Raw genomic sequence first — 16,998 nt, forward strand, 5'->3', positions numbered from 1 at the left:
TGCACTTGCAGGCTTTTTTATTGCTCGGAACTATCTACACAGTATAACTTAGTGGTCGCGGTCAACCGCTATTCTAGCTAAGCTAATTAACGCTTGCTTGTAACTTGATTCAGCTAAGCAATCTAAACAAGCAATTGCTTTCTCTGCTTCTTGCTCTGCTTTTTGCATAGTGAACTCAAGGGCATTGGTATGTTTAAGTGCAGCGAGTATCTCATCTAGATGCTCCATACCATTACAGTGCTCAATAGCGTCTCTTATTAACTGTGTTTGATGCTCACTACCGTGTTGCATTGCATATATAAGAGGTAACGTCGGCTTACCTTCAGCTAAATCATCGCCAATGTTTTTACCAAGTTGATCGGCATCAGCGTTGTAATCTAAAACATCATCCACTAACTGAAAAGCAGTGCCTAAATGCATACCATACAAATTAAGTGCGTTTAATACACTGTCATCTTGCTCAGTAATAATAGCAGCTAGCCCGGTTGCAGCTTCAAATAACTTGGCGGTTTTAGAGTAAATAACCTGCATATAACTGGCTTCAGTAGTATCTGGGTCATTACAGTTCATTAATTGCAGCACTTCGCCTTCAGCAATAATATTGGTTGCATCGGCTAATACTTGCATTATCTGCATTTTACCAAGGCCTACCATTAGCTGAAACGAGCGAGTATAAATAAAGTCTCCCACGAGAACACTGGCGGCATTACCAAACTCGGCATTTGCTGTGGGTGTGCCACGGCGCAAGTTAGATTCATCTACTACATCGTCATGTAAAAGCGTTGCGGTATGAATAAATTCAATAATTGTTGCTAGCGTAATGTGATCTTTACCTTGGTAACCTAGCGCTTTAGCCGCCAAAATAGCCAACATGGGGCGAACACGTTTGCCACCGCTGTTAACAATATACAAACCAAGTTGATTAACTAACGCCACATCTGAGCGCATTTGCGCATGTATTAGTTGATTGACGTCATTCATATCGCTTTCGATTAACGCCTGGATAGCTTTTATATCCATTGATCTCCGAGCCAATTTTAATGTGTGAACGGCGCAGATTGTACAACAAAAAACGCATTAGCTCGATATTTTGTGATGATTCCTTAAAAAAACACCCTTAAGTAGGTTAAATGACCTATTAACTTGGTGAATAAATGATTAAACAGCGCGGTTTAAATTTGAATCATCCTTGACGGTTAATTGAACTGCGTGGGCTTGCTTTGCGATTGCTAATTTATTTTCTCTAACCGTTAAAAAGCGCTTGGCAAAGGGGGATTTTAATATAAAATAGGGGAAATATTGAATTGCTCTCAATGCAGCTACTTTTTATTCATTTAATTACAAAAAGAGGCTTGCTAGTTTTTTCGCATTAGCGTAAACTTCGCGCCCTATTGAAGAATATTTTAGTTGCGTCGATTTGAGGGCGCACAGACGGAGTTAATTATGTACGCGGTTTTCCAAAGTGGTGGTAAACAGCACCGTGTGACTGAAGGTCAAACAATTCGTCTTGAGAAATTAGACGTTGAAACTGGTGCAGCAGTTGAATTTGATTCAGTACTTTTAGTTGCTGATGGTGAGAAGATCGAGATTGGTGTACCGTTCGTAAACGGTGGTAAAGTAACAGCTGAGGTTGTTTCACACGGTCGCGGTGAGAAGATTAAGGTTGTTAAATTTAGACGCCGTAAGCATTCTCGTAAGCAAATGGGCCATCGTCAATGGTTCACAGAAGTTAAAATCACTGGCATTAGCGCTTAATTAGAGGTACTTAGAAATGGCACATAAAAAAGCAGCTGGTAGTACTCGTAACGGTCGCGATTCAGAAAGCAAACGCCTAGGTGTTAAGCGTTTTGGTGGCGAATCAGTTCTAGCGGGTAGCATCATTGTTCGTCAACGTGGAACTCGTTTTCATGCTGGCGCAAACGTAGGTATCGGTAAAGACCACACTATCTTCGCAAAAGCAGATGGTAAAGTTCAGTTTGAACAAAAAGGTCCTTTAAACCGTAAATACGTAACTATCGTAGCTGAGTAATCAGTAAGGTAGTTAAAAAACCCCGCCTTTGCGGGGTTTTTTGTTTTAAGCAGCTCTAAATATATACCCAAGTGTTTTTATGCTCAGTGTGCTCTATAGGCCACTTAGGTATATAATAGAGTTATTAACAAGCCAATCCCTAAAGTGAGTAATCATGAAGTTTGTAGATGAAGTAGAAATTCGCGCAGAAGCTGGTGACGGTGGCAGCGGCATCGTGTCTTTTCGTCGTGAGAAATATGTTCCAGATGGTGGACCTGATGGCGGTGACGGTGGAGACGGTGGTAGTGTTTATCTACAAGCTGATGAAAACTTAAATACCCTTATTGACTATCAATTCGAGCGTTTTCATAGAGCAGAACGCGGTACTAACGGTCAAAGCCGTAATTGTACTGGTAAAAAAGGTGAAGATCTGATTGTAAAAGTACCGGTAGGCACACGTATCATTGATGTTGATACACAAGAATCATTAGGGGATTTAACCCAAGATGGTCAACGAATTGTGGTTGCAAAAGGCGGTTTCCATGGCTTGGGGAATGCGCGTTTTAAATCAAGTACCAATCGTGCCCCACGTCAAAAAACACTCGGAACACCTGGTGAAGTACGTAACCTTAAGTTAGAGCTAATGCTGCTCGCTGATGTAGGTTTACTGGGTTTACCAAATGCCGGTAAATCTACCTTTATTCGCAGCGTATCGGCTGCAAAACCTAAAGTAGCAGATTATCCATTTACTACGCTTATCCCTAACTTAGGTGTTGTTCGTCCTGAAGCAAATAAATCATTTGTCATTGCCGATATTCCTGGCTTGATTGAAGGTGCATCGGATGGTGCAGGCTTAGGTATTCGTTTCTTAAAGCATTTAGAACGCTGTCGTGTGTTATTGCACATTATTGATGTTATGCCAGTTGATGGTTCAAATCCTGTTGATAATGCTTTTGCAATCATTAACGAGCTACATCAGTACAGTCCTAAGCTTGCTGAAAAGCCTCGCTGGTTAGTATTTAATAAAATTGACTTATTGCCAGAAGATGAAGCCAAGGCCTTATGTGAGCAAATTGCAGAAGAGTTAGGTGAGTCTGAAAATATTTATAGTATTGCTGCAATTAATAAATTGAATACTCAGCCATTAATTCACGACATCATGACGCTACTTGATAACATGCCTAAAGAAAAGTTTGTTGAAGTTGCAGACGAAGAGGTTGAATTTAAATGGGATACCTACCATCAAAAAGCCACTAAAGGCGATGATGATGACTGGGATGATTGGGATGAAGATGATTACGACGTAGAAGTTGTCTACGAGCGTTAATGATAATTGTATATGTTTAAAAGGAGCTAACGCTCCTTTTTTATTTTTTAATAATAAAGAATTAGGTGTTTAGTGTGATAATTTCAATGATTGCAGCAATGGCAAACAACCGTGTCATTGGTTTAGATAATAAAATGCCATGGCACTTACCTGGCGATCTTCAGCACTTTAAAAAAGTAACCTCTGGTAAGCCCGTTATTATGGGGCGTAAAACATTTGAGTCGATAGGTAGGCCGCTGCCTGGGCGTCGCAATATTATTATTACTCGCAACACTGAATATAAAGCAGCGGGAATTGAAACAGTAACCACGCCTGAGGCTGCACTTGAGCTTGTTAATGATGTTGCAGAGGTTATGATTATTGGCGGTGGAAACATTTACCAGCAGTTCTTAGGGCAAGCACATCGGTTGTATTTAACCTTTATTGACTTAGATGTAGAAGGGGATACACAGTTTCCTGATTACCAAAATGTTGCAAGTTGGCAAATTGAAGATGAAATGTTGATGGCTCCTGATGATAAAAATAAATATAGTTATAAGTTCGTAACTTTGAATAAAATCTCTTAACATTATTGCCAAAATCTGAGCGTGTTGGTACAATATTAAACAGTCGAGTACGAAAAAAGTATTAATATAGGGTGTCCAATCAATGATTAAATTACCGAAGCTAGTTGTAATTGCTGCTATTGCAGCGGGTTCGTTTGCTTATACTGCGCCTGCAAGCGCTAATGATCAGTTAGCTGTTTCAGTCTGTGAATACATTGCTGGTGATGATAAAAACCGTCTGCGTAGCAAACTAAAAAGTTCACGTGTGAAAGTACGTAATATCTATGATGCAGTTTTCTGTAATGGTAACAACTTATTGCGTCACGCTGTTGCAAGTAATGCAGTTGATACAGGCGAGTACATTGTTAAAAACTTATCAAAAAGCTCACTTGAAGATGGTGCCGATATTGCTTGGGCTGAGGCAAATCATGCTGGATCACCTTTAATCCCTATTATTAAAGACCGCGCAGGCCTTTAAATAAAAGCTTAATTAATAAAAAACCGCGTTTAAACGCGGTTTTTTTACTTAGATAAATTGTCATTTTACACCCTGTTTAACTACCTTTAAGTCTAGTTCCCCCTGAGTATTTATCCTTATTACTCTTATTACATAAAAATGTCATAAAAACTCAATACTCTATGTGTATGTCAGTTTTGAGATATATTTATGCGTGTATCATTTTTTACCCGTTTACTAGCCATTTTATTAACGTTAGCAAGTATCCTTTTAGCCGCTACCTTGTTATGGGCAAGCCATACATTACTTAAACTTCAGCAACAAGATAGCGCATATAGCCAATTAAAAAATAGCATAATGGTCGAGCTTGCCGATCATTTGGAAAGTTATTTAGTACAAGGTAATAGCCAATACCTAAAACAATCATCGACCTTGATTGAGCAGCTTAAAGCGCAACAGTTAACAGTGCTGCCTCCTGAATTAGAAATTCGTTTAGCTGCACAATTAACTTCATTAAATACAGATATTAATGGTAAATACAGAGCGCTTGGAAAACTATCTGGCAATGAAACTGCGCTGTTAGATAACGCGCTTAGACAAATGGCCGGCTCAGCCTCTTCACTCATTAATTATGCGCAAAAAGCACCAATGCAAACCAGTAACGCTCTTAATTATTATAAATTAGCGAGTGATTATTACAGTGAAGTGGTTAATTTATCTTTATCGACTTACCAGCTGATCAATGATTACCAACCTGAGGTAGAGAAAAACCTGCAACAAAGTATAAAAACCCTAAATTTACTAGCTATAAATATTGAGCAATTACCGAACTTAGGGGTAATGACTGAGGTTGATGAGTTTGCTTTATTTGTAGATGAGGAACCGGAAGATTTGGCATCTGAAATAAAAGCGGAGTTGGTGAGTTGGCCTAAACGTTATTTGCGCGATTTAAGCAGTACTTTATCGCAATCAAAGCAACGTGATTCTGGAACGAATGAGTTACGTGAACAAATTAGTTTAGTATCAAAAACAGTGATTGAGGCAGAGCTAACATTAAAAGCACAGCAAGATAACGTGAAACGACAAGTGCTTTGGGTGTTTGGAATAGCAATAGGCGGATTAGTAATATTAGCTTTTAGTGTCTATTGGGTACAGCGCGGACAGGTTTTACAGCCTTTACGACAACTGCGAGATGGGTTTGCATTTTTAATAGAAAGTAATGAGTTAAAAAATATTACAGTGAATAATCCTAAAACAGAGGTAGGAGAAATAGCGCAGTATTTTAATCAGTTAATTGAGCGCCAGCGTTTAGAAGCGCAAGAAAGAGCGAATATGCTCAATGTAGTCAGCCAGTTTATGCAGCAAATGAGTGAGCATTTACATACTATTGGGCAAAAAAGTAATGCGAGTTATCAGCAGGTAAATCACAATGAAGAACTGCTTCTTAATATTCAGCAACTGGGTGAGCAGGTTAATCATATTAACGCTCAGGCTGCTGAAAATGCCCAAAGTACTTATGAGGCAATGCAGCAAAGTGTTGGTTTTGCTAAAAGTATGCTTAATGCCAGTTCTGATACACAGCAACGTATTGAGCAGGGGATGCATAGTGTTCAGGAATTACTGAGTGGGGTGCAAGGAGTGAGTAATATTATTACGGTTATACGCACCATCGCTGAGCAAACAAACTTACTCGCGCTCAATGCTGCGATAGAATCAGCAAGAGCCGGTGAGCAAGGTCGAGGTTTTGCCGTAGTTGCCGATGAGGTAAGGCAATTAGCAATGCAAACCCAAGGTTCTTTAAAAGAAATTAATGATCAATTGGCGCTACTAAGTGAAAACTCTCAAGTGGTTTATAAACAAATCAATGCACTAACTGAGGATGCACAATTACAAACCGCAAATGCTCAAGAGCTTAAAGCAAACTCTGAAGGAGTTGCAGGTAATGCGCAGCAGGCTAATAAAGTTGCGATTGATGCAATGGAGCTGGCTAAACAACAAAATGAGTTGCTCCAAGGCTTTACTCTATCGATGCATGATATGAAAAGCCAAGTAAGTGAGTCGAGTGAATTAGTTGCTGATATAGGCTCGCAGTTAGAGTTGCAAATGACATCTATTAAAGAAGGTCTAGGCTTAGATAACAACAGCGATTAATCGAAGACGAATTAAATATTAATCTGTATGCTAAAAGACTATGTAATTACCCTAAGGAATTAATATGATAGAGCAAGGTCAGACAATACCTGCAGTAAGCTTATCTCAGCTTAGTGATGAAGGTATGCAAACGCTCACAAATAATGAATTATTCGCAGATAAAAAAGTTGTGCTATTTGCGGTGCCTGGTGCTTTTACGCCTACTTGTTCCAATGCTCATTTGCCTGGTTATATCGCGCTAGCTGATAAATTTAAGGCTAAGGGTATTAACGCTATTTATTGTGTATCGGTAAATGATGCATTTGTTATGAAAGCATGGGGCGAGTCACAAAATGCAGAACATATAGATATGCTTGCAGACGGCGATGCCAGTTTTACTCGTGCCTTAGGGCTTGAAAAAGATACCGCTGGCTTTGGTGGTTTGCGTTCTAAGCGCTACGCTATGGTTGTAGATAATGGTGTTGTTAGCGAATTACTTGTAGAACAAGAAAAAGAATTTGTAATAAGTAGTGCTGAAGCCGTTTTAGCCAAGCTATAACTAAGCTGTTTTAAGTATTGAATAAAAGCCGATACATATGTATCGGCTTTTTTTATCTAAGGAGAAAGTAGTTTACGGCTGGTATTGACCGCTTAGCGTTAAACCAGAAAAGGTTTGATACGCATTTACGCTTAGATGCCATGTTCCCGCTTGAGGGTTACTAAATGTACATGTTTCAGCGTTACCATTTTTATAAGGACGACAATCATAGCTTGAGCTAGTTGGTTGACTACCAAATTTTACAAATAAATCTGCATCACCGGTGCCGCCAGACGTTGTTACTGTAAAGCTAGCCATGCCAGCTGGCACATCTAGCGTGTAATGTTTCCACTGACCTGCATTTGCAGTAACATCAGACACTGTGCCACCACCTGCTTGAGGTGTACCTGAACCACCACCGGTTGAACCACCTGTAATGTTACCGACTAAGCTAACACCAGTGTAGGCAGAATAACCATTTAACATTATATGATAAGTACCTGGGGTTGGGTTATCAATAGAGCACTCTTCACTGTTACCGCCTTTATAAGGGCGACAGTCGTATGTAGAGGTAGTTGGTTTGCTACCAGCACGTACATACAAGTCAGCATCACCTGTACCACCGCTCATAGTGAAAGTAACATTAGTGGCACCGCTTGGGACTGTCATAGTGTAAAAGTCTTGTGCACTTGCTGCACCACTTAATCCCGTTTTCACTTGTCCATCAACAAGCTCATTATCACCTGATGTTGGCGGTGGTGTGCCACCTGATGCTGCGGCAACAGCGGCTGCAGCATCCACAATACCTGTGCCACAGCTAGTACATGTTGCAGAGAATGAGCGAGTGGTTGTTTTTAAGATGTTTTCAATTTCATCAGGAGTCGCATTTGGTTTAGCTTGTTTGATCAATGCAGCAACACCCGCAACATGAGGTGCAGCCATTGATGTACCTTGCGAAAAACCATAGCTGTCGCTTGATGGTGTTGTTGAACCTGAGTTGTAAGTAGATAAAACACCCTCAGAATCATTTGCAAAGCTTTGCGCGCCACCTGGGGCTGCTACATCAATATTACTACCATAATTTGAGTAATATGCGCGGCCACCGTTACGGCCAACTGATGCAACGTTAACAACACCACTACAGTTACCTGGGTTGTAGTTTGCAGAATTATCGTTATCGTTACCTGCGGCAATAACAACAACAGTACCGTTATTGCGTGCTGTATTAATAGCATTTTGAGTCGTTGAGCTACATGCACCTGCACCACCTAAGCTCATGTTTATAACATCAGCAGGGTTAGCATTTGCCGATGTACCCGACACATTTCCACCTGAAGCCCAAATAATACCATCAGCAATGTCAGAGGTTAAACCTCCACATTTACCTAACACACGTACAGGCACTACTTTCGCGTCGTAAGCAACACCAGCAACACCTTCACCGTTATTAGTTACCGCAGCAACAGTTCCTGCTACGTGAGTACCGTGCCAGCTAGAACCTTGTGCACCGTTGTTACCACATTCTCCGGCTGCAACAGCATCCCCTGGATCGCGAGCATCGTTATCACGGCCATTGCCATCATTAGCGACTGATAGATTAGAGATCATATCGTAGCCAGGTAAAATATTGGCGTTTAAATCAGCGTGCGGACGGTAACCAGTATCAAGAACAGCTACAACCACGCCGCTACCTGTAGCAGTATCCCAGGCTGTTGGTAGATTTAGGCCACCGGCTTGCTCATAGTAATGCCATTGGTCGCCATAACGAGGGTCATTTGGTGTTGCAAATGGCTTTAACATTTGATCGACTTCAATGTATTCAACATTGCCTGAATTGACCATTTCTTGCATAAACTGTTGTGCTTCTTCAGCATTGAGCTTTTTGTCGGCACGCATTACGTGATGATCATTCAATGCCATTGCGCGGATATATTTAGCTTTAACTTTACCTTTTTTTGAGGTGAAGTTTTTTACAAAGCTTTGCGCTTTTTTATTCATCATTGCAGGCGATGCTTCAGTTGTTGATACGTTCATCATATCGCTATTATTTTTATATTTGATAATGAACTGAGTTTCAAACCCACCTTGATTTTGCATTTTAGCTGAGGTTTCAGCCATAGAAGGTGAGATTGCTTGTGCTGGATTTGCCATGCTTGAGCTGGCTGCAAATAGTGTACTTATTGTTAGCGCAACAGCGCATTTTTTAAATGAATCATTAGAAGTCATAATTACCCTTAGTTTTATTATTATTTGTGGAAAGCCACAAAGCGGGTACAAAGGTAAATGATCTGTTAACTATTTTGAAATATTAAATACGTATGTACCTATTTCATTTAGTTATAACCGTGAATTCAGTAAGCTTTCAGTCGTTTTGTATTTGTTTTTATTATGTTGATGATCCTAATGTATTAGGTTTATTTGATGCTTTTTATCATTATTTAATCTTTATTGATAAATTAAAAACAATATAACAGCTATCTTGTTGTTACCGAAACTTTGTTATAATTCACCAAAGTTTTTAAGAGATGACCAAATGACTCACCTTGATGTGATAGTGATCGGTGCCGGAGCTGCAGGTTTAATGTGTGCAGCACAAGCAGGATATCGCGGCCGAAGTGTTACAGTGCTTGATATGGGTAAAAAGCCAGGACGTAAAATTTTAATTAGTGGCGGCGGGCGTTGTAACTTTACTAACGAAAATGCGAGCCCTAATAACTATTTATGCACTAATCCCCATTTTGTAAAGTCGTGCTTAAGTCGTTATACCCAGCATGACTTTGTAGAGCTTGTAGACCGACATGGTTTGGCGTATCACCATAAAACATTGGGACAATTATTTTGTGACAATAGCGCACAAGACATTGTTGATATTTTACTAACAGAGTGTGAGTGGGCGGGTGTTACAATTAAACTGCGCAGCGAAGTGTTAAATGTAGCTAAAACAGCAACAGGCTACAGTGTCACAACTGAGCAAGAAACACTGACCTGTGAGTCGTTAGTTGTCGCATCTGGCGGTTTAACTATGCCTAAACTTGGCGCGACGCCAATAGGTTATAAAATTGCAGATCAATTTGGTTTAAAGGTATTGCCGACGATGGCTGCTTTAGTTCCCTTTACCTTACATCAGCACGATAAAGAGCGTTTTGAAGGGCTTTCGGGTATTAGTATTCCTTGTGAAGTTGCAAGCGAAGATGGCACTGTATTTAAAGAGAATATTTTATTTACTCACCGCGGCTTATCCGGGCCTGCCATATTACAAATAAGCTCATTTTGGCGAGCAGGTCAGGCGGTGACGATCAATTTATTACCTGAACTCGATTTAAAGCAACAGCTAGCTGATTGGCGAGAAACGCAAGCGCAAAAATCGTTAAAAAATAGCCTTGCCACTATCCTACCTAAGCGTTTTGTTGAAATACTCCATGACAGTAAAGCTATTCCTGATTGCAATATTAACCAGCTAACGCATGGCCAAATAGATGCACTCGCTGACTATATTCATGCGTGGCAAATTAAGCCAAATGGTACCGAAGGTTACAGAACCGCAGAAGTGACTTTAGGTGGTGTAGATACCGACGAGCTAAGCTCAAAAACATTTGAGGCTAAAAAAGCCAAAGGTTTATACTTTATTGGTGAAGTGACCGATGTAACGGGTTGGCTAGGAGGCTATAATTTCCAATACGCGTGGAGCTGTGGATTTGCCGCTGGGCAATACGCATAAAAAGTCGTTCAGCGCGGCTTATTAAACCTGCCACTTAAGCTCTTAAGTGGCATTTTTATTTCTAACTTTTAATTCTATATTGCTGCATTTTACTATTCGGTTTTTCGGGAATAGTCATTTCGATTATGCCTGCATCAATTGCAGGTTTTAAATAGCGCTCTCTAAAATGTTTTCGATCTTTTAACCCTAGCTGGTTTTGTAGCTCTTGTCGGTTTAATGGTTTTTCGCTTTGGTTAAATACATTTATTAAAGCGATGACTTGGGGGGCTTGTATGTCTAAGTGTATAGTGTTTTTAACTTGAGGGGGTTGTTGTGGGGTTTGGATTTTTGTTATTGATTTTAAATCACTTTCTAAAATATCTAATGCTGAAAGTAATGTCTCTAACATGTACTCAATAAACACGGATGAGTCACCGGTTTTGGTACTTAGGTTAATGCTTTCAAAGTATCGTTGGCGTGTTGCCGCTATTAAGTTATGAATGTTTAGCAATGAAAACAGCGTATGCCATTGTGATAATTGTTGGGTTTGCCACACACACGCTAACTCAGTATTACCCTGTGCAACCGGTTGAATAAACTGTAATTCATAATGGCATACTGCACTACTGATTAGAGGGTGGTGGTTAGTTGTATTAAACCACGCAAATAATTCTTCTACCATTTGTGGCACTCGCATTGCCTGTGGTGCCATTTGTAAGCCATTTTTTAACGCTAGACCTTGCTCTCTATAACAGCCTGACTTTTCACCTTGATCTTTCATTAAGCTGCGATGCAGAGCTAATAAGCTATCTGGGCTTGATAGGTCAGATACTGTAAATTGAAATTCAGAGTTTTTCATTTGTATAGAGGTGAGTTTTTGTTGCTTATAATGCTCAATATTTGCTGGCGAATATAAGGCACTGATTTTACCTAAAGCTTCACTAATATTTGCAATGCTGTGAGTCATGCTGGCTGAGATTGAAAATGGGGGAGTGGCGTTGCTCATTTCGTTATAGAGGTTATTTAAATCAGGAGATTAGAATACGCGAACTGAATATAAAAGTCAGTTTTAATAGTGATTTAGTATTTATTTAAAACTTTACATAGTCTTTAATTACTGGTTTTAAATGTTAAACCGACGCCAAATAGCGCCGGTTTATTAGTTACTCTTCGATAAACGCTTCACCTTCGTTCATCCACTTAGCGGCTGGCTTGCCTTTTAAGTAATGATCAAAGTACTGCATCATACGTACTGAGAAATCTACCTGATTAGGGAATTGCTTTAAGTGATGCGGTTCACCTTCATATTGTAAAAATGTAGCATCTTTACCCGCACGGCGCAGTGCTAAGTAATATTGCACGCCTTCATGCCATGGCACAGCATCATCTTTATCACCAAACATAATCAGAATCGGGGTATTTACTTTATCCGCAAAAAAGACTGGCGAGTTCTCAATATAAAGCTCAGGGGCTTCAAATAAGTTTTTACCAATACGACTTTGCCCTGTTTCATATTGAAATTGGCGAGCAAGCCCTGACTTTAAGCGAATGCCACTGTAGGCGCTGGTCATGTTAGACACTGGCGCACCCGAAACTACAGCTTTAAACATATCAGTTTCAGTGATCATAAACGCGCTTTGATAACCCGCCCATGAATGGCCTTGTAACCCTATTTTATTAGCATCGGCAATGCCTAAATCAATCAGCTTTTGAGTGGCGTTGATCATGGTTTGCGTTGAAGACTTACCTGGATGACCTATTTCAAAACGAATATCAGGTAAAAAGATGGCGTAGCCATTTGATGTAAACATCGGAAAGTTAGGGCGATGATTTAATTCCATTTTAGGGAAATCGTACATACGCTGGCTCATATAGCGGTAAAAGTACACCACAACCGGTACTTTATCGCCTTTTTTATAGCCGGCAGGTTTGATTAATACCCCTTGTAAATCTTCTCCATCAAAGCCTTTATAGCTAATAAGTTCAGGCTTTTCTCCCCAAGCAAAATTAGTTACCTGAGGATTAAGGTTAGTGACTTGTTGTGCTTGTTTGAAGCTAAAGTCTGTTTGATAAATATCAGGAAATTGCTGATAGGTTTGCTCAGTAAATAAGTATTTATCGGCATTTTTGGCTTTTTTAATTACATCAAAACGCTTATTACCTGTGAGTACTTTAGTAACGTTAAGCGTTGTTAAATTAAGTTTAGCCACCTCACTTTGCTTACTTTGTAAGTTAATTGCAGAGAGCAAAAGAGTATCATTGCTGTTAAAGCCCACTTGGTTTTTATCAAGCTTGATTACTCTGTACTGAGTATTACTTTGTTTACCATTAGTTAAGCGTTTGACTTGCTTGGTATTTACATTAAACGACCAAATATCGTATTTGCTATAAACCAGTATTTCGCTGCTATCGTTAAGCCAGCCAGCAAAGCCATAGCCAGGCTGCTTAGATGGGTAATCGTGTTTGTCATCGGCAAAGGTAGCGTTAATTGCTTTGCTGAGTACACTCACTTTGTTATTGCCTAAGTTTTTAAGCTGTACTTGGTTGTTATCAAAGTAAGCAGCAAACTGACCATTAGGCGCAAGGCTAGGTCTAAATGGATAGTCGTTAATAATAGGTGTTTGTTTACCCGTTTTTATATCAACCGCAAAGTAGTCAGCAAAAAAGCCGCCATACATTATTTTTTCAAGATGGGCTAGATTTGAGTAGCCTAATAATGAATCCGCGCGTTCAGTATTAAGTGCCAGCTCTGGCATATTTGGTGTGCTTAACTGTACAACTTGTTGCGAGTTTACATGGTATACCGCCGTGTAATGTCTGTTTTTATTGTTTTTATGCCACTGCTGCTCTTCGCGAGGTTTAATTTGCGCATCGTTGTTGTGCCATACATTTAACCCTTTTTGGTCGCGAATAACCTCAAAGTCATACAATGACGACTCATCGGTATATTCCTTTTGTTTAACTTTTGCAGTAAGTTTTGGGCGGTTTTCAAAGTATAGGCGTGTACCATCTTCTGCCCACGTTAATGTCGCAGTTTTACCCATTAACCATTCTGGGTTAGGTGACTGCACAGTGGTAAGCGTTTCGTTCTGCCAAAGCGTTAATTCGTATTGGCGACGACGCTTATCATCGTTTACATAGTTACCTAAAGTAAATGCAACACTCTTATTGATTGGATGCCAAGCTATTTTGTTGGCAACCACACCAGGCTCGTCAATTAATGCTGTGCTGGTAAAATCATTGAGTGAAAATAAAGTAATTTGATTATTATTACCATCCACATAGCTTTGGCTCACTAATAATTGATCGCTGGTGGCGCTAATATCATAGGTGAAAGCACTTTCAAGAGTGTGGGTGCGTTTATCGCTTAAGTTGACGACAACTAGCGGGTAGCTTTTATCTTTTTTATCAGCTGTGATAGCGCTATCGTTATCGGAGTTTTTATCATCCGCGTCTGTGCTCTCATTTTTACGATAGGCAAGCCATTGGCCGTTATTAGCGAGTACGTAGTCTTTTACGTCATTAAAGCGTTGTTGCTCACCGGTTTGGGTATTCACTAATACTAGATTGTTTTTTAAATCACTTTTTTTCTTAGTGGTCTCTTTTTCAAGTAGGGTAGGCACTTGAGTGAATGCAACCCAGTTCGCCATTTTGTTAATTGTAGGGCGAGTGCCTCGCTCTACCTCAGCAATAAGCTTGTTGTTATTTAGCGAGTAGACTTGCCCAGTGGCATTGCCGCGATAAGGGGTTGCACTTAAAGAGAGGATTTGACCATTTTCAGAAAGCTGTGTGCCTTTTGCAGATTTAAAATCAAATACATCTTTAAATTCTAATGGCTTATTTGCTAAGGCACTGGCGCTCGTTAAGCTGGTAATAAGTGCACAGCCTATAAGAGTGAGTTGTGTTTTCATTATAGATTCTCGTTTTTTAACATTATTTTATTGTAACGAGTTTTAATAACAATTCGAGTAGATACGATAAGCGGTAGCAAGGCAGAGATGAGAGGGGAAAAATGAATGATAAAAGGTTAAATTTTCGGGCCACGGGATGCGAGGTGTTTGGCATCGGTAAAAAGTTAGGGAAGTAAAAGTTTAATTGTGGTTTTCAATTTTTTACTTTTTGCTCTGTGTTCAAATTAATTTTTAAATATAGTTTATAAAAAGAACACAGAGTTTATGTGGAATTGATGATAGGAGAATAATTTAATAACCTTGCTGGCAAGATTACCTAAAACCTAAAACCTAAAACCTAAAACCTAAAACCTTATAACCAAATTTTTTGAAGTTCTGGCCATTGTTTTTCAAATTGCTCACTTGGGCGAGCACTAAAATTACTGCGCACAAACTGATTCATTTTACCTTCAACGTAGGCAAGCAAAAAGTTAGCTAGGGTTAACTCATCGCTTTGGAAGTTTTTACCTTCACGTAGCTTACGCTCTCTAAGAATTTGTTTAAATTGGGTTTCTAGTTTTTCAAATAAGCCCTGTACACGCTCACGAAGTCGCTCTTGTTCTCCTTGTAGAGCGTCGCCTGTTAATATACGAGTAATGCCAGGGTTTTTCTCAGCAAACGTTAGCAACAGTAATAAGGTATTGTATACGCGTGCTTTGCTTTCTTTTTCGTTATCTAAAATAAGATTAATACGTGATAACAGGGTATCTTCAATAAACTCAATTAATCCTTCAAACATCCGCGCTTTGCTCGGAAAGTGGCGATAAAGAGCGGCTTCAGATACGCCAACTTCTGCGGCAAGTTTGGCAGTTGTAATACGCTGGCCAGGGCTGGTTTCTAACATTTGTGCGAGTGCTTGCAGTATTTGCTCTTTGCGATTACTTTTTTTTGTCGCAGGCATGAACATTCCTTTTTTAATAGTTATTTTTTCTACATCAACGTGCGATAACACAGCTACCGGCCTAGTGTTTGTGTGGGCAATAACCAGTGAAGCGATATTTGCACGTATTACGTGAAGCTCTGGTACTGCGCAAGCATTAAACTATATTAGCGAAGTAAAATTACACTAAAAGGTCACAAGGCGTCATCATGTTAATGTTTTATTCAGTTTGTTTCCAGCCTTTTTATAATCGTTTGGCAAGCTGCTCGATCACTTTGATTGCTATTTCTGTTTTACTAGTCACAGGTAAATCGAGTTGTTCATTTTGCCAAAAAAGAGTAAGTGCGTTACGTTCTGAATTAAAGCCTAAATCACTTTGCGATACGTCGTTTGCGCAAATCATATCGAGGTTTTTATTAGTCAATTTCCCTTTAGCGTAGTTAGCAACATTTTGCGTTTCTGCTGCAAAGCCGACAGTGTAAGGGCGGCTCTGTGTAAGGTTTGCCACCGCTGCTATAACGTCAGGGTTCTTAACTAAGCTAAGAGTGAGTTCATCGCCTTGCTTTTTCATCTTTTGTGTGGCGATATTTGCTGCACGGTAATCGGCTACAGCAGCGCAACCAATAAAGGCGTCTGATTGAGGTGCGTAATTGAGAGACTCTTGCAATAGCTGCTCGGCACTTTCTATATTAATTAAATTAACCCCTTGCGGCGCGGTAATGGTTACCGGGCCTGAAATTAAGTTAACTTGCGCGCCAAATGATAAAGCAGCTTGTGCTAGTGCATAGCCCATTTTTCCTGAGCTGTGGTTTGATATAAAACGCACCGGATCGAGAGGCTCTCGGGTTGGGCCTGCGGTAATAGTAATGGTTTTACCCGCTAAGATTTGTGGTTGCGCAGGTTCAATGCATAAACTCACTAACTCATGCGGTTCAAGCATTCGTCCTGCACCTACATCGCCACAGGCTTGCTCACCTTTGCCAGGCCCCCAAACAGCAACGCCACGAGCCTTTAAAGTGGCTATATTAGCTTGCGTTGCAGGGTGCGCGTACATTTGCTGATTCATAGCTGGTGCCACAGCCACTTTTGCAGGAGATGCGAGTAATAACGTAGTAAGTAGATCATCAGCAATGCCTACCGCCATTTTTGCAATAATATTGCTGGTGGCAGGAGCAACTAAAATTAGATCAGCCCATTTGGCAAATTCAATATGTCCCATTGCAGCTTCTGCTGATGGGTCTAGTAATGAGTCAGACACCATTTCACCACTGACAGCTTGCATCGTTAACGGGGTAATAAAATGCTTTGCTGATTCAGTCATTACAACTTTAACGTCACAACCATGGTCTTTCAAACGTCTTACGAGTTCAGCACATTTGTAGGCTGCAATTCCGCCGCTAATACCCAGCACTATTTTTTTATTTGTTAAATTAATCATGGTTGTTTATCAATTTTATAAGATATGC

General features: G+C 40.0%; 14 protein-coding genes. 8 read left to right on the forward strand and 6 right to left on the reverse strand.

The features are described from left to right. Positions 1 to 48 precede the first annotated feature (48 nt). On the reverse strand, positions 49 to 1,020 hold the full coding sequence (ispB, locus tag MTF66_RS23155) for an octaprenyl diphosphate synthase (protein WP_008114958.1): 972 nt from the start codon (positions 1,018 to 1,020) through the stop codon (positions 49 to 51). A gap of 423 nt (positions 1,021 to 1,443) precedes the next feature. On the opposite strand from ispB, the gene rplU reads away from it, so the two are divergent. From rplU to MTF66_RS23190, 7 genes are all read left to right on the forward strand, one after another. Next, positions 1,444 to 1,755: a 50S ribosomal protein L21 gene (gene rplU / locus MTF66_RS23160; RefSeq protein WP_004587921.1), complete on the forward strand. Its 312-nt coding sequence runs from the start codon at positions 1,444 to 1,446 to the stop codon at positions 1,753 to 1,755. A 16-nt stretch (positions 1,756 to 1,771) separates the two neighbouring features. Continuing rightward, positions 1,772 to 2,029: a 50S ribosomal protein L27 gene (gene rpmA / locus MTF66_RS23165; RefSeq protein WP_004587922.1), complete on the forward strand. Its 258-nt coding sequence runs from the start codon at positions 1,772 to 1,774 to the stop codon at positions 2,027 to 2,029. Between the two features lie 154 nt (positions 2,030 to 2,183). Then, positions 2,184 to 3,335, forward strand: coding sequence for an Obg family GTPase CgtA (gene cgtA, locus MTF66_RS23170; protein WP_055012496.1), 1,152 nt, complete (start codon positions 2,184 to 2,186; stop codon positions 3,333 to 3,335). A gap of 74 nt (positions 3,336 to 3,409) precedes the next feature. Next, a complete protein-coding gene (folA, locus tag MTF66_RS23175; protein ID WP_171036849.1) occupies positions 3,410 to 3,901 on the forward strand; it encodes a type 3 dihydrofolate reductase in 492 nt (163 codons plus the stop codon). 82 nt (positions 3,902 to 3,983) lie between these two features. Next, entirely contained in the window at positions 3,984 to 4,358 is a 375-nt protein-coding gene (locus tag MTF66_RS23180) for a DUF3718 domain-containing protein (protein WP_010391650.1), read from the forward strand. A 189-nt stretch (positions 4,359 to 4,547) separates the two neighbouring features. After that, complete coding sequence (locus MTF66_RS23185; protein WP_138623102.1) at positions 4,548 to 6,488, forward strand: methyl-accepting chemotaxis protein; 1,941 nt, start codon at positions 4,548 to 4,550, stop codon at positions 6,486 to 6,488. A 64-nt stretch (positions 6,489 to 6,552) separates the two neighbouring features. Beyond that, the gene (locus tag MTF66_RS23190) at positions 6,553 to 7,026 is read left to right on the forward strand and encodes a peroxiredoxin (protein WP_054201940.1); all 474 of its coding nucleotides are present in this window, start codon (positions 6,553 to 6,555) and stop codon (positions 7,024 to 7,026) included. Between the two features lie 72 nt (positions 7,027 to 7,098). Here the strand turns inward: MTF66_RS23190 and MTF66_RS23195 are convergent, their stop codons facing one another. After that, on the reverse strand, positions 7,099 to 9,231 hold the full coding sequence (locus tag MTF66_RS23195; RefSeq protein WP_055012498.1) for a S8 family peptidase: 2,133 nt from the start codon (positions 9,229 to 9,231) through the stop codon (positions 7,099 to 7,101). A gap of 307 nt (positions 9,232 to 9,538) precedes the next feature. Between MTF66_RS23195 and MTF66_RS23200 the strand changes: the two genes are divergently transcribed. After that, entirely contained in the window at positions 9,539 to 10,723 is a 1,185-nt protein-coding gene (locus MTF66_RS23200) for an NAD(P)/FAD-dependent oxidoreductase (protein ID WP_138623104.1), read from the forward strand. Positions 10,724 to 10,784: 61 nt separating this feature from the next. On the opposite strand, the gene MTF66_RS23205 is transcribed toward MTF66_RS23200, so the two are convergent. From MTF66_RS23205 to coaBC, 4 genes are all read right to left on the reverse strand, one after another. Continuing rightward, on the reverse strand, positions 10,785 to 11,669 hold the full coding sequence (locus MTF66_RS23205; RefSeq protein ID WP_248528928.1) for a Fic family protein: 885 nt from the start codon (positions 11,667 to 11,669) through the stop codon (positions 10,785 to 10,787). A gap of 196 nt (positions 11,670 to 11,865) precedes the next feature. Beyond that, a complete protein-coding gene (locus MTF66_RS23210; RefSeq protein ID WP_138623108.1) occupies positions 11,866 to 14,613 on the reverse strand; it encodes a prolyl oligopeptidase family serine peptidase in 2,748 nt (915 codons plus the stop codon). Positions 14,614 to 14,965: 352 nt separating this feature from the next. After that, the gene (slmA, locus tag MTF66_RS23215; protein ID WP_008113236.1) at positions 14,966 to 15,553 is read right to left on the reverse strand and encodes a nucleoid occlusion factor SlmA; all 588 of its coding nucleotides are present in this window, start codon (positions 15,551 to 15,553) and stop codon (positions 14,966 to 14,968) included. A 223-nt stretch (positions 15,554 to 15,776) separates the two neighbouring features. Then, complete coding sequence (gene coaBC / locus MTF66_RS23220) at positions 15,777 to 16,970, reverse strand: bifunctional phosphopantothenoylcysteine decarboxylase/phosphopantothenate--cysteine ligase CoaBC (protein WP_138623110.1); 1,194 nt, start codon at positions 16,968 to 16,970, stop codon at positions 15,777 to 15,779. Positions 16,971 to 16,998: the final 28 nt, after the last annotated feature.

This window comes from Pseudoalteromonas sp. 2CM39R (genome assembly GCF_023161845.1).

What these genes read in the sequence shown, in the direction of transcription:
- ispB (WP_008114958.1), bottom strand. Translation starts at nt 1,020, where the DNA reads ATGGATATAAAAGCTATCCAGGCGTTAATCGAAAGCGATATGAATGAC.
- rplU (WP_004587921.1), top strand. Translation starts at nt 1,444, where the DNA reads ATGTACGCGGTTTTCCAAAGTGGTGGTAAACAGCACCGTGTGACTGAA.
- rpmA (WP_004587922.1), top strand. Translation starts at nt 1,772, where the DNA reads ATGGCACATAAAAAAGCAGCTGGTAGTACTCGTAACGGTCGCGATTCA.
- cgtA (WP_055012496.1), top strand. Translation starts at nt 2,184, where the DNA reads ATGAAGTTTGTAGATGAAGTAGAAATTCGCGCAGAAGCTGGTGACGGT.
- MTF66_RS23180 (WP_010391650.1), top strand. Translation starts at nt 3,984, where the DNA reads ATGATTAAATTACCGAAGCTAGTTGTAATTGCTGCTATTGCAGCGGGT.
- MTF66_RS23185 (WP_138623102.1), top strand. Translation starts at nt 4,548, where the DNA reads ATGCGTGTATCATTTTTTACCCGTTTACTAGCCATTTTATTAACGTTA.
- MTF66_RS23190 (WP_054201940.1), top strand. Translation starts at nt 6,553, where the DNA reads ATGATAGAGCAAGGTCAGACAATACCTGCAGTAAGCTTATCTCAGCTT.
- MTF66_RS23195 (WP_055012498.1), bottom strand. Translation starts at nt 9,231, where the DNA reads ATGACTTCTAATGATTCATTTAAAAAATGCGCTGTTGCGCTAACAATA.
- MTF66_RS23200 (WP_138623104.1), top strand. Translation starts at nt 9,539, where the DNA reads ATGACTCACCTTGATGTGATAGTGATCGGTGCCGGAGCTGCAGGTTTA.
- MTF66_RS23205 (WP_248528928.1), bottom strand. Translation starts at nt 11,669, where the DNA reads ATGACTCACAGCATTGCAAATATTAGTGAAGCTTTAGGTAAAATCAGT.
- MTF66_RS23210 (WP_138623108.1), bottom strand. Translation starts at nt 14,613, where the DNA reads ATGAAAACACAACTCACTCTTATAGGCTGTGCACTTATTACCAGCTTA.
- slmA (WP_008113236.1), bottom strand. Translation starts at nt 15,553, where the DNA reads ATGCCTGCGACAAAAAAAAGTAATCGCAAAGAGCAAATACTGCAAGCA.
- coaBC (WP_138623110.1), bottom strand. Translation starts at nt 16,970, where the DNA reads ATGATTAATTTAACAAATAAAAAAATAGTGCTGGGTATTAGCGGCGGA.